Origin of the sequence: Cellulosimicrobium cellulans (genome assembly GCF_042723955.1) — a bacterium.
Taxonomy (GTDB): Bacteria; Actinomycetota; Actinomycetes; order Actinomycetales; family Cellulomonadaceae; genus Cellulosimicrobium; species Cellulosimicrobium cellulans_H.
The window spans coordinates 1-12,441 of sequence record NZ_JBHXIC010000088.1; the positions used below are offsets into that span (position 1 = coordinate 1).

At 75.6% G+C, this 12,441-nt stretch carries 10 protein-coding genes; 5 read left to right on the forward strand and 5 right to left on the reverse strand.

The window, feature by feature from the left end; genetic code table 11:
* Positions 1 to 177: 177 nt before the first annotated feature.
* The 5 genes from ACFWH7_RS17825 to ACFWH7_RS17845 form a co-directional block, all read right to left on the reverse strand.
* Positions 178 to 1,470: a DUF58 domain-containing protein gene (locus ACFWH7_RS17825; RefSeq protein WP_378218457.1), complete on the reverse strand. Its 1,293-nt coding sequence runs from the start codon at positions 1,468 to 1,470 to the stop codon at positions 178 to 180.
* A 10-nt stretch (positions 1,471 to 1,480) separates the two neighbouring features.
* Complete coding sequence (locus ACFWH7_RS17830) at positions 1,481 to 2,473, reverse strand: AAA family ATPase (RefSeq protein WP_463054450.1); 993 nt, start codon at positions 2,471 to 2,473, stop codon at positions 1,481 to 1,483.
* Between the two features lie 206 nt (positions 2,474 to 2,679).
* Complete coding sequence (locus ACFWH7_RS17835; RefSeq protein WP_378218459.1) at positions 2,680 to 3,948, reverse strand: DUF4350 domain-containing protein; 1,269 nt, start codon at positions 3,946 to 3,948, stop codon at positions 2,680 to 2,682.
* Positions 3,945 to 4,616, reverse strand: a complete 672-nt coding sequence (locus ACFWH7_RS17840) for a DUF4129 domain-containing protein (RefSeq protein WP_378218461.1) — start codon at positions 4,614 to 4,616, stop codon at positions 3,945 to 3,947. The genes ACFWH7_RS17835 and ACFWH7_RS17840 overlap by 4 nt, the downstream gene beginning before the upstream one ends.
* Positions 4,613 to 6,001, reverse strand: a complete 1,389-nt coding sequence (locus ACFWH7_RS17845; RefSeq protein WP_378218463.1) for a DUF7544 domain-containing protein — start codon at positions 5,999 to 6,001, stop codon at positions 4,613 to 4,615. The genes ACFWH7_RS17840 and ACFWH7_RS17845 overlap by 4 nt, the downstream gene beginning before the upstream one ends.
* Positions 6,002 to 6,189: 188 nt before the next feature.
* Between ACFWH7_RS17845 and mtrA the strand changes: the two genes are divergently transcribed.
* The 5 genes from mtrA (at position 6,190) to hpf (ending at position 12,344) form a co-directional block, all read left to right on the forward strand.
* Positions 6,190 to 6,873: an MtrAB system response regulator MtrA gene (gene mtrA / locus ACFWH7_RS17850; protein WP_378218465.1), complete on the forward strand. Its 684-nt coding sequence runs from the start codon at positions 6,190 to 6,192 to the stop codon at positions 6,871 to 6,873.
* Complete coding sequence (mtrB, locus tag ACFWH7_RS17855; RefSeq protein ID WP_378218467.1) at positions 6,870 to 8,711, forward strand: MtrAB system histidine kinase MtrB; 1,842 nt, start codon at positions 6,870 to 6,872, stop codon at positions 8,709 to 8,711. The genes mtrA and mtrB overlap by 4 nt, the downstream gene beginning before the upstream one ends.
* Positions 8,708 to 10,438 carry an LpqB family beta-propeller domain-containing protein gene (locus tag ACFWH7_RS17860; protein ID WP_378218469.1) on the forward strand — a complete coding sequence of 577 codons (1,731 nt, stop codon included), beginning with the start codon at positions 8,708 to 8,710 and terminating at the stop codon, positions 10,436 to 10,438. Before mtrB ends, ACFWH7_RS17860 begins: the two co-directional genes overlap by 4 nt.
* 160 nt (positions 10,439 to 10,598) lie before the next feature.
* On the forward strand, positions 10,599 to 11,417 hold the full coding sequence (locus ACFWH7_RS17865) for a ComF family protein (protein ID WP_378218471.1): 819 nt from the start codon (positions 10,599 to 10,601) through the stop codon (positions 11,415 to 11,417).
* A gap of 273 nt (positions 11,418 to 11,690) precedes the next feature.
* Positions 11,691 to 12,344: a ribosome hibernation-promoting factor, HPF/YfiA family gene (gene hpf, locus ACFWH7_RS17870; RefSeq protein ID WP_047232136.1), complete on the forward strand. Its 654-nt coding sequence runs from the start codon at positions 11,691 to 11,693 to the stop codon at positions 12,342 to 12,344.
* Positions 12,345 to 12,441: the final 97 nt, after the last annotated feature.

Here is a 12,441-nt window from a genome sequence, read left to right on the forward strand (position 1 = left end):
CCACCACCCACCCCGCCCACCCAAGGTGACCAGACCGCCGTCGAGCACAAGAACCCCGGTTCTACCTCGCGTGACCACGGTTCTACCTCGCGTGACCACGGGTCTACCTCGCGTGACCACGGTTCTACCTCGCGCGACCAGGGGTCCTCGCGGGCTCTTGCCCCACGGCAGGGCGGGTCAGAGGCGGCCGGCCGCCTTGAGGGCGAGGTAGGTGTCGGCGAGGCGGGGGGCGAGGTCGTCGGGGAGGGCGTCGACCACCTCGACGCCGCGCTGGCGCAGGACGGTCGTCACGGCGGCGCGCTCGATCTCCTCGCGTGCCGCGGCGGCGGCGTCGTACACCTCGGCGGTGCCGGTGCGGTCGTCGCGCAGGGCGACGACCTCGGGGTCGCCGGCGGCCGCGAGCACGACCTGGTGCTTGGCCGTGAGCTGCCCGACGACGGGGAGCAGCCCGGTCTCGACCGCGGCGGCGTCGAGGGTGGAGAGGAGCACGACGAGCGCGCGCTGGGACAGGCGCTCGTGGACGGCGCCGACGAGCCCCGGCCAGTCGGTCTCGAGCAGCGCGGGCTCGAGGGGGGCGAGCGCGTCGGCCATGGCGGGCATGAGGCGCGGGCCGGCGGCCCCGGCGACGCGCGAGCGCACGGTGCGGTCGTACGCGACGAGCTCGACCCGGTCACCCGCGCGCCCGGCGAGCGCGGCGAGCAGGAGCGCGGCCTCGATGCTCGCGTCGAGGCGCGGCTCGTCGCCGACGCGGGTCGCGGACGTGCGCGACGTGTCGACGACGATCAGCACGCGCCGGTCGCGCTCGGGTCGCCAGGTGCGCACGACCATGTCACGACCGCGGGCGGACGCGCGCCAGTCGATCGAGCGGACGTCGTCGCCGAGGACGTACTCGCGCAGCGAGTCGAACTCGGTACCCTCGCCGCGCACCTGGACCGCCGCCCGACCGTCCATCTCGCGCAGGCGCGCGAGCCGGCTCGGCAGGTGCCGGCGCGACGCGAACTCGGGGAGCACGCGCAGCCGGCCGGGCACGGTGATCGAGGCCTGGCGCGCGGCGAGGCGCAGCGGGCCGAACGAGCGGATCGTGACCCGGTCGGCGACGCGCTCGCCGCGCCGTGTCGGTACGAGGACGGTGGTGACGCGCGTGGCCTCGCCGGGTGGCAGGTCGACCGGGTGCCGGTTGACCTGGGTCCCGGCCGACGGCGGCCACGCGTCCCGGACGAGCGCGCGCAGCCGCCGCGGTGCGAGGTTGGTGAGCGTGAGGCGCGACGTCGTCGTGTCGGTGAGCCGGACGGAGCCCGGGACGCGCCGCTCGACCGCGACGCGCCGGGGGGACGCCGCGAGCGACACGTCGAGCACGCACAGCGCGACGACGAGCAGCGTCCACACGAGCACCGTCCCCGGGACGGGGAACAGCAGCACGGGGACGATCCCGAGCGCCGTCAGCACGACGGCGCGCCACGTCAGGGCCACGTGCGACGCCTCAGCGGGGGACGGGGACGGACGCGAGCACGGTGTCGAGCACGCTCTCGGCCGTCACGCCCTCGAGCTCGGCCTCGGGCCGGAGCTGCACGCGGTGGCGCAGCGTCGGGTGCGCGAGGGCCTTGACGTCGTCGGGCGTCACGTAGGAGCGGCCGGACAGCCACGCCCACGCCCGCGCGGTCGCGAGGAGCGCGGTGGCGCCGCGCGGGGAGACGCCGAGCGACAGCGAGGGGGAGTGGCGCGTCGCGCGGCACACGTCGACGGCGTAGCCGAGGACCTCACGCGCGACCTGGACGCGCGCGACCTCCGCACGTGCCCGGTCGAGCACGTCGCGACCCGCGACGGCACGCACACCCGCGCCCGCGAGGTCGCGCGGGTTGAACCCGGCGGCGTGGCGCGCGAGCACCTCGACCTCCTGGTCGCGCTCGGGCAGGGGCAGCACGACCTTGAGCAGGAAGCGGTCGAGCTGGGCCTCGGGCAGCGGGTAGGTGCCCTCGTACTCGACAGGGTTCTGGGTCGCGATGACGAGGAACGGGTCGGGCAGCGGGCGCGGGGTCCCGTCGACGGACACCTGGCGCTCCTCCATCGCCTCGAGGAGCGACGCCTGCGTCTTGGGGGGCGTGCGGTTGATCTCGTCCGCGAGCAGGAGGTTCGTGAAGACGGGACCCTCGCGGAACGAGAACTCGGCGGTCCGCGCGTCGTACACCAGCGAGCCGGTGACGTCGCCGGGCATGAGGTCGGGCGTGAACTGCACGCGCTTGGTGCCGAGGTCGAGCGACGCGGCGAGCGTGCGCACGAGCAGCGTCTTCGCGACGCCGGGCACGCCCTCCAGCAGGACGTGCCCCTTGCACAGGAGCGCGATGAGCAGGCTCGTCACGGCGCCGTCCTGCCCGACGACGGCCTTGCCGACCTCGGTGCGGACGGCGGCCAGGGCCTGGCGCAGCTCGGGGGACGGCGCGGGCGGCGCGTCGTGCACGGGCGCCGGTGCCGGCACGCCCGGCTGGCCGTAGCCGGCCGAGTGCGCGGCGGCGTAGCCCGGCGTCGGGGCGCCAGGGGCGGGCGGTCCCTGCTCGTTCCCGGGTGCGCCGGCGGCCGCGCTCACGCGGTCGGCGACGCTCGGGTCCTGGGTGTACGGCTGCTCCTGGTGCGGTGGCGGCGCGTAGCGGTCGGGCTGCGGCACGGAGCCGTCGGGGTGGTGCGTCACGAGTGGTAGACCTCGCTCTCGATCCGGTCAAGGTGACGCGCGAGCTCGAGCAGCGCCGCGTCGTCGGCGGGTGGTGGTCCGTACAGGAGCTGGGCGACCTGCTCGCCCGGGCGACCCGTCGCGCGGGCGACGGCGTCGACGAGGGCGGGCGCGTCGGCGGAGCGCGGGAGGCCGAGCCGGCCCGCGAGCCGGTCCGCGGCGCTCGCGCGGAGCCCGGCCGCGGCGTGCCCGCGGGCCCCCGAGCGTCGGTAGAGGCGGCCGCGGCCGCGCGTCGTCTCCGCGGCGCGCACGACGACCGGCAGGTCCTCGGTCACGAGCGGGCCGAGCCTGCGGCCGCGCCACAGCACGATGACGAGCACGACGACGAGCACCTGGAGCGCGACGACGCCGAACCAGGGCGGCAGCGACAGCGCGGGGGTCTGCTCGTCCTCGCCGCCACCGAGTGAGGTGTCGAACGGGTCGGGCACGAGCCATACCAGGCGGTCGTTCGCGCCGAGCATCCACAGGGCGAGGGCGGCGTTCCCGTCCTCGGTGACCGAGTCGTTGCGCAGCACGGTCGTCGTGTCCACGGCGCGCACGGTCCGCTCGTCGGTCTCGTGCACGAGATAGGCACCGATGGCCGGGTCGTCGGGGGAGGGGAAGCACAGGACGGTCGTCCGGTCGAGCGCGAGGAAGCCGACGCCGTCCGAGCGCAGGGCGCCGGCGGCCTCCGCGGCCGGGTCGTCGCAGCGCGGGGAGCGCGCGGACGTCCCCGAGCCCCAGTCGTAGGCGAGCTCCGCACCGCCGTCCGTCGCGGGCGACAGCAGGAAGTCGGGCGGGGCCACGAGGACGAGATCGGTGGGCGTGCGCACGAGCGCGTCCACCTGCTCGTCGAGGAGGAAGTCGCCCTGTGCGACGAGCAGGGTGCCGCCCTCCGCGGAGGCCGCGACCGCGTCCGCGACCGTGGTCACGTACGTGACCTCGACGCCCTGGTCGTGCAGCACCTCCGCGACGGCCCGGGCGCCGGCGGGCCCGGGGTTGTCCGGCGCGAGGGGCGTGGACGACGTCGTCGGCCGCGCGATCGCCGACAGGCCGGCGAGCGCGAGGAGGGCGACGACGACGACGAGCGGCCAGCGCGCGCGGCGCCACCTGCTGCGGGCGCGCGACCCGGCGGTGCTGCCGTCGCCGACGACGGGCACGTACGCCGTCGTCACGGTGCGGGGCCCTTCGCCCGCGACGTCGACGGGTGCCGCGCTCGGCGGCGGTCCGGGATGGGTCGTGCTCACGCCTCACCGCCGGGGGGCGCCGTGGCTGTCGTCGCCAGCTCGGTGCGCAGCACGGGACGCGTGGCGAGCGTGCGCTCGTCGAGCGCCCGCAGGAACGCGTCCGCCTCGGGCCCGACGGCGGCCTTGCCGTACGCGACGTCGTCGAACAGGTGCGCGCCGCGGGCGAGGCCGTCCGCGACGTCGGGCACCCGCTCGCCCGCGGCCTCGGCGGCCTCCCACGCGGTGCGTCCGGGACGGGCGTCGAGGACGGCCCGCTCCTCGAGCGAGCGGACGACGGCGCGGAAACGCTCGAGCGTGGCGGTCGCCCAGTCGGCCCGGGACGCCGCGGCGTCGGCCGCCGCGCGCATCTCGGCGGTGGTCCGCGCGTCGTCGTCGTGCACGACGACGGACGACGTCGCCCGTCGCGAGAGGCGCACCGGGCCGGCCACCCAGTAGGCGATGCCGGCCACGAGGAGCACGACCGCGACGACGAGCACGGCGGTGAGCGGGCCGCCCAGGTCGATCGTGGGTGCGCCGTCGAAGAGCCCCTGGAGCCATTCGAGGAACCTCTGCAGGAGCGACGGCTCCGTGCGGTACTCGGGCTTCGCGAGCTCCTCGACGAGCCACCGGCGCGCCTCGTCGGCGTCCGGCTGCACGGGCACGTCGGCCGCGAGCGACCGCAGCGTCATGCGGGCGGCTGCGCGTTCGCCGCGGCGGCGAGCTCGACGTCCAGGCCCTCGCGCCGCATGCGCACGTCGATGTAGAGCAGCGCCACGACGCTCCCGAGGAACAACGTCATGACGATCGTCGAGAGCGCGACACCGAGCGCCAGCAGAGCGTTCGCGACGAAGCCTTGCCCCGCGGCGAGGAGGAACGTGCTCACGAGGCTGAACGGCGAGACGACGATCTGCACGACGACGTACATCGCGACGTAGGCGAGCAGGTAGATACCGAAGAGGCGCCAGAAGCTGCCGCGCGTCAGGAGCCACGAGCGCCGGACCGTCGCCCAGAACGGCTGGCCCTCGAGCGCGAGCGCGGGCGGGACGAGCCCGGTGCGCGTGCCGACCCAGACGGCCAGGGCGAGGAGACCCGGGAGGGCGACGACGAGCAGCACCACGCCGAGCCCGGTCGTGGCGGCGAAGCCGAGGGCGACCAGGAGGACGACCAGCGCGACGGCGACCACCCACGCGAGGCCCAGCAGGAGCGAGAAGCCGATGAGGAACCATGCGCGGCGCCCGACCTGCGACCAGACCTCGCCGATCGTGGCCTTGCGGCCGATGACGGACTGGCCGATGGACACCGTCAGCAGGCCGCTGACGATCGGGGTGGCGAGGCTCGTCGTGAGCCCGGTCCCGAGCGTGCTCGAGTAGAGCATCGCAAAGTCGTTCTCCATCCCGCCGAGCCCGGACTCGCTGGGCAGGGAGAGGAAGAAGTCGGCGATGTACCCGGAGAACGCCCACCCGAGCAGCGCCCCGACGACGGTGGCGACCACGACGACGAGCGTGCTCATACCGAGCATGACCCGGGGGTTGTGACGGATCGCGCCGAACGCGCCGTCGAAGATCTCGCCGAGCGACAGCGGGCGCAGCGGGACGATCCCCGGCTTCGCGGCGGGCGGCACGTAGGGCGCGCCGGCGAAGCCGGCGGGCGGGCCGTAGCCGGGGGCGCCGTACTGCGGCTGTCCGTACTGCCCTTGTCCGTACTGCCCCTGCCCGTAGCCCGGCTGGCCGTACCCGCCCGGGCCCTGCGGCGCGGACTGTCCGTGCTCCGGCTGTCCGTACTGCGGCTGCCCGTACGACGGCTGTCCCCACGCCCCCGGCGCGGGGGGTGCGGGCGGCTGGTCCGCCGTCGGGGCCTGACCGGGTCCCTGACCGGGTCCGTACTGGCCGTACCGGGGCGGGGACGCCGGCTCCGGGGCGGCGCCGTCCGGCGCGCCGTAGCCGGGCGCTCCGTACGCGGGGGCTCCCCAGCCTCCGGCGTCGCCGCTCGGGCCCGCGGGCGGCGTCGGGCCGGGTGCCGCCGCCGGGTCCGGCGTGGCACCGTCCGGCGTGCCGGAGGTGTCGGGTGTGCTCATGTGCTCGTGGTCCCCCGCGGTCGGCTCGGGCGTCGTTCCAGGCCGCCGGGCGAGGATCGGCAACGGCGGCGAGGCCACCCTAGTACGCGCCCCTGCCCGTCGTGCCCCGGCGCACGGCGCGGCGGGTTCACCCGCGCCGCGGCCCGGGCCCGCGCCGAGGTGAGGCGCGTCGATGGCAAGATGTCCGCATGAAGGTTCGTGTGCTCGTGGTCGACGACGACACCGCCCTGGCCGAGATGATCGGCATCGTCCTGCGCTCCGAGGGCTTCGAACCCGTGTTCTGCGCGGACGGCGACCTCGCGCTCGAGACGTTCCGCAGCACCCAGCCGGACCTGGTGCTCCTCGACCTCATGCTCCCGGGCAAGGACGGCACCGAGGTGTGCCGCCTCATCCGCGCCGAGTCGGGCGTGCCCGTCATCATGCTCACCGCGAAGAGCGACACGGTCGACGTCGTGCTCGGCCTGGAGTCCGGCGCCGACGACTACATCTCCAAGCCGTTCAAGCCCAAGGAGCTCGTCGCCCGCATCCGGGCGCGCCTGCGCCGCACGGAGGAGCCGGCCCCGGAGCACCTGTCGATCGGCGACGTCGAGATCGACGTGACGGGCCACCGCGTCTCCCGCGGGGGCGAGCAGGTCGCGCTCACGCCGCTCGAGTTCGACCTCCTCGTCGCGCTCGCGCGCAAGCCCTGGCAGGTCTTCACCCGCGAGGTCCTCCTCGAGAAGGTGTGGGGCTACCGGCACGCCGCGGACACGCGCCTCGTGAACGTCCACGTCCAGCGTCTGCGCTCGAAGATCGAGCACGACCCCGAGAACCCGGAGATCGTGCTGACCGTCCGCGGCGTCGGGTACAAGGCGGGCGCGACCCGCCCGTGAGCGCGACGGCCGGCTCCACGGACGGGCGCTGGCGGGGGCTCTGGCGCCGGGTCCGTCGTCGCGCGCGTGCCACGGCCCGCCGCGTCGTGTGGCGCTGGCGCTCGTCGATGCAGCTGCGCGTCGTGACGTCGGCGCTCGTCGTGGGTGTCCTCACGGTCGGCGCGCTCGGCGCCTACCTCACCGACGCGATGCGCGACGGGCTCTACGAGCGGCGCGCGGCCGAGGTGGACCTCGAGAGCGCGCAGTCGACGCAGCAGGCGCGCAGCACGCTCGACGCCTCGCCCGCCGCGAACGCGACCGAGGCGCAGTCGCTGCTGTTCGACCTCTTCTCCATGCTCCAGACCACGGGGTCGTCGCGCGACGTCTTCCTGTGGCAGGCCGGGGGGTCCAGCACCGTCGGGTTCCTCGACCTGTCGACGAACGAGCAGCTCGTCGACCTCGTCACGCCCGAGATGCGGGAGGCCACGGTCGCCGCCGAGGGCGAGCAGTACCTGCAGTCCGTCGCGATCCCGGTCGACCCGGCCGACCCGGACTCCCCGGTCGTGCCGGGCATCGTCGTCGGCTCGACGGTCGAGGTGCCCGTCGCGGGGACGTACGAGCTCTACTACCTCTACGACCTGGAGGCCGACCAGGAGACGCTGCGCTTCCTCCAGTCGGTCCTGCTCGTCGGCGCGCTCGTGCTGCTCGCGCTGCTCGTCGGCATCACCGCGCTGGTCACCCGCCAGGCGGTCCTGCCCGTGCGGCAGGCCGCGACCGTCGCGGAGCGGCTCGCCGACGGTCGGCTCGACGAACGGCTCCCCGTCAAGGGGCACGACGAGATGGCCTCGCTCGCGCACTCGTTCAACGAGATGGCACGGAGCCTGCAGGACCAGATCGGGCGCATGGAGGAGCTGTCGATGCTCCAGCGCCGGTTCGTCTCCGACGTCTCGCACGAGCTGCGCACACCGCTCACGACGATCCGCATGGCGTCCGAGGTGCTGCACTCCTCGCGCGAGGAGTTCGACCCCGTCTCGAAGCGCTCGACCGAGCTGCTGCAGACCCAGCTCGACCGGTTCGAGGACCTTCTCGCGGACCTGCTCGAGATCAGCCGGTTCGACGCGGGGGCCGCGGTCCTCGACGCCGAGCGCCGCGACCTGCGCGACGTCGTCAACGCCGCCGTCGACCACGCCGCCCCGCTCGCCGAGCGCAAGGGCGTGTGGCTGTCCGTCCACCTCGGGGACGAGCCCGTGACCGCGGACGTCGACCCGCGGCGCGTCGAGCGCATCGTGCGCAACCTCGTCGTCAACGCGATCGAGCACGCCGAGGAGCGGCCCGTGGAGATCACGGTCGAGGGCGACGGGCACGCCGTCGCGGTCGCGGTGCGCGACCACGGCGTCGGGATGACCGCGGACGAGGTCCAGCACGTGTTCGACCGCTTCTGGCGTGCCGACCCTGCTCGCGCCCGGACGACCGGCGGCACGGGCCTCGGCCTGGCGATCTCGCTCGAGGACGCCCACCTGCACGGCGGCTGGCTCGAGGCCTGGGGCCGTCCGGGCCGCGGCGCGAGCTTCCGCCTCACGCTCCCGCGGCGCGCGGGCATCCGGCTCCAGTCCTCGCCGCTCCCGCTCGTCTCGGAGGCGGCGGTCGGCCGGGGGCTCCCGGCCGAGTGGAGCGCCACGGCCCCGGTCGTCGAGGACGTCGAGGGGACGGCGGGCCCCGCCGACCTGCCCTCCGTCACGGGCGGCATCCCCGTCGTCCTGCCGCGCGACCACGACCCGCACCCCGGTCGCGGGGCCGAGCCCCGGCGCGGGGACCGACCGGACCACGTGCCCACCGACGACGTGCAGGAGGCGCGATGACCACGACCGGGACCCTGCGCCGTCGGACCGTGCGCGCGCTCGCCGCCGCGCTCGCGACGTCGTTCGTCGCCGCGCTCGGCGCGTGCGCCTCGATCCCCACGTCCGGACCGGTCACCGAGGGTCAGGCGACCCCGGAGGACCCGGGTCAGCCGTTCGTCAGCGCCGCAGCTCCGCGGCCCGACGCGTCGCCGGCCCAGATCGTCCAGGGCTTCCGCGCCGCCCAGGCCCAGGGCGCCCGGAGCTCGTTCGACGTCGCCTCGGAGTTCCTCACGCCGGAGGTCCAGGAGGAGTGGTCCCCGCTCGCCCAGGTCGCGATCGTGGCGGGCGAGCCCGAGCTCGTGGTCGACGAGTCGACGCTCGAGAGCGGGACGACGACCGTCCGCACGACCGCGGAGCTCGTCGGCACCGTGGACGAGCACGGGGTCTACACCGAGGAGGTCCCCGGGCAGACCATCGAGATCTCCTACGGTCTCGTGCGCGACGACGACGAGCAGTGGCGCATCGGCACGGTCGACGACGGCCTGACGATCTCCGAGACGAACTTCGCGCAGACGTACAAGCAGGTCAACCTCTACTTCCCGACGCTCGACCGGGAGTACCTCGTGCCCGACGCGCGCTGGTTCCCCAGCCGCAACTGGCAGGCGCTCGCGGTCCGGGAGACCCTGCGCGGGCCGTCGGAGTGGCTCGCCGGCTCCGTGGCGACCGTGGCCCCCGAGGGCACCGCGCTGAGCATCGACTCCGTCCCGGCGGGGGAGGGGATCATCTCCGTGCCGCTCACGGAGCCCGTCACCGCGGCGTCGTCCGCGGACCGCGCGCTCCTGCTCGCCCAGCTCCAGGCCTCCCTCGGGGGCCGCGTCGAGATCACGGTCGACGTGGGCGGGTCGGTGCTCTCGGCCGACGAGGTCCCGACGATCGGCGTCGCCACGACGCCCGACGACCCCGTCGTCCTCGCTGGCGACCAGATCATGAGGCTCCAGGGCCGCACGACCGACCCGGTCGCGTCCGCCGCGCCGCTCGCCGGCCTCCAGCCCACGGCGCTCGCGTTCCGGGGGCGCTCCACCGACGCCGAGTTCGTCGTCCGCGACGGGGGGAACCGCATCGTCACGGCGCCGACCGCGGAGGCCGGTCCGACGACGCTCCTCACCGGGTCGAACCTCCTCGCCCCGTCGATCGACCGCTACCAGTACCTGTGGAGCGGTCCGCAGGTCCAGGCAGGGTCGTTGCAGGTCGTCGATCTCCGGGAGGCGGGTTCCGACGCTGCCGTGACCCCTGTCGCGGCGGCGTGGCTCGAGGGGCGCACCATCATGTCGGTGCGGGTCGCTCCGGACGGCGCGCGGGTCGCCGTCGTGAGCGACGCGGGGAGCGGGGCGCAGATCCACGTCGCGGGCATCGTCCGTGACGAGGCCGGACGACCCACCCAGCTGTCCGAGCCGGTGCGGGTGGGCCAGCCCGTGCTGGCGGCCACCCAGGTGACATGGGTCGACCGCGCGCTCCTCGGGGTGCTCGGGCGGACGGCGGGGACGGCCGCCCCCGTGGTGCAGCGCGTCCCCGTCGGCGGGCCGACCGTGCCCTCGTCGCCGGTCGAGGACGCGGTGTCGCTCGCGTCGGCGACGGGCGTCTCGACGACACTCGTCGGGACGAGCGACAGCAGCCTCTACGCCGCGGGCACCTCGACGCTCTGGACCAGGGTCGCGACCGAGGTGCGGCTGCCCACCTTCCCGGGCTGACCGGCGACGACGTCGCCCCGTCCCGGGGGCGGCCCGTCGCTCGTGCGGGGTGGACCACAGGCCCGACCGCCGGGTCGGGGGAGTGCCCGCGCGGCGCCGTCGTCCACAGGTCTCGCGCCCGCGCCCGTACGCGAAGCCCTTGCGCGGGCAGGCTGGTCCGGTGCTCCTCCATGCTCTCGACGACGTCACGCGCCTCGTGCTGCCGGTCGCCTGCCCGGGGTGCGACCGACTCGACGTCCGCTGGTGCGCCGACTGCCTCGCGCCCCTGGACGCCCCGCTGCGGCGCCGTGAGCAGGCGGCCCCACGTCTCGACCGGCTCGACGGCGTCGCGCCCCTGCCGGTGTGGGCGCCCGCGCACTACGCAGGCCCGGTACGGGGTGTGGTCGTCGCGTGGAAGGACCGCGGCCGGGCGGACCTCGACGGTCCGCTGGCCGCCGTCGCACGCCGCGCGGGCACCGCGCTGGCCGGGCTCCTCGGTCCGGGCGCCCGGCCCGTCGCGACGCCGCCGACGCGAGCGGACCCCGGCCCGTTGCCCCGGGCGATCCTGGTCGTTCCCGCGCCGACGTCCGCCGCGGCGCGGCGGGCCCGCGGCCGGGACCCCGTCGGCGTGCTCGCGCGCGGTGTCGCGGCGGGCCTCCGGGTCTCGGGGGCACCGGCACGGGCCGCGTCCCTGCTCGTCCCGCGCGGGCGTGCGCGCGACCAGGTCGGGCTGGGCTCCCGGGCGCGCGGCGCACGTCTCGGCGCCGTCGGGGTCGCGACCGGGCCGGTGACGCGTCGTCGGGTGCACGAGGCCGTGCGCGACCGGCTCCCGTGCCTCCTCGTCGACGACGTCCTCACCACCGGAGCGACCCTCGCCGCGAGCGAGGCCGCCCTCGCGCGCACCGGCCTGCCCGTGCTGGGGGCCTTCGTCCTCGCGGCGACGCCCGCGCCCTCGCGGCATCGCGAGGCCGTCCGCGGGCCCGTTTCGGAGACGCCGTGACGCACCGTCCGACGGACGGGCCGAAGGTCCTCCGGTTCACCTCCCGTTGGTGCTGCCGACACCCCGGACCGCGGGTTAGTCTGAGGGCCAGTCGCCGCGGACGACGGAGGTGCAGGGCACGTCCGGCGCCGCGCGAGCGTACCGAGCGCGCGGCCTCGCGCCGCAAGGAGGTGGTAGCCCACCGCACCCGGAACCGGGTGCTCCTACCGAATCCGAACGAGGCGCTCGGACGCATCGAGCCGGGCGCCGCACAAGATCCTCGCGGAGGCTCACATGGAGATCGTCGTCGTCGGCAGGCACACGGAAGTGGCAGACCGCTTCCGCCGGCACGTGGAGGACAAGCTCGCCAAGGTCCAGCAGCTCGCGCCCACGGCGCAGCGCGTGGACGTCGAGGTCACCCACGAGAACAACCCGAGGCTCTCCGGGGTCCGCGAACGCGTCGAGCTGACCGTGCGCGCCAAGGGACCCGTCGTCCGTGCCGAAGCAGCGGCCGACGACCGGTTCGGCGCCCTCGACCTCGCGATGGACAAGCTCGCCGAGCGCCTGCGCCGTGCCCGCGACCGTCGCAAGGACCACCGCAACCACACCGTCGTGCCGCCCGTCGACGTGCGTCCCTACGACCCGGCCACGCACGCCGCACCCCCGCCGCCGGCGCCGACCGCGCCCAGCGAGCCCGGGGAGGCCGTCGAGACCACCCTCGGCGACTCGCCCGTCGTCATCCGGCAGAAGCTGCACTCCGCGGAACCCATGACCGTGGACGACGCGCTGTACGAGATGGAGATGGTCGGCCACGACTTCTTCCTCTTCGTCGACGTCGAGACCTCGCGCCCGTCCGTCGCCTACCGGCGCCGCGGCTGGACCTACGGGGTCGTCGCGCTCGACACGTCCTGCGACTGCGCCGACGCCGCGGTCGAGAAGACCGCCTGACCCGCACCGACGCGCCCGGACCCTCGACGGGTGCGGGCGGGTCGCGCGGTGCGGTGCCCCCCGAGTGTGGGTGGGGCCGGGGCGGTTCGGAGGGTGG

Bases quoted from the DNA above. Each gene is read 5' to 3' on its own strand.
- ACFWH7_RS17845 (WP_378218463.1), bottom strand. From the start codon at position 6,001: ATGAGCACACCCGACACCTCCGGCACGCCGGACGGTGCCACGCCGGAC.
- ACFWH7_RS17840 (WP_378218461.1), bottom strand. From the start codon at position 4,616: ATGACGCTGCGGTCGCTCGCGGCCGACGTGCCCGTGCAGCCGGACGCC.
- hpf (WP_047232136.1), top strand. From the start codon at position 11,691: ATGGAGATCGTCGTCGTCGGCAGGCACACGGAAGTGGCAGACCGCTTC.
- ACFWH7_RS17860 (WP_378218469.1), top strand. From the start codon at position 8,708: ATGACCACGACCGGGACCCTGCGCCGTCGGACCGTGCGCGCGCTCGCC.
- mtrA (WP_378218465.1), top strand. From the start codon at position 6,190: ATGAAGGTTCGTGTGCTCGTGGTCGACGACGACACCGCCCTGGCCGAG.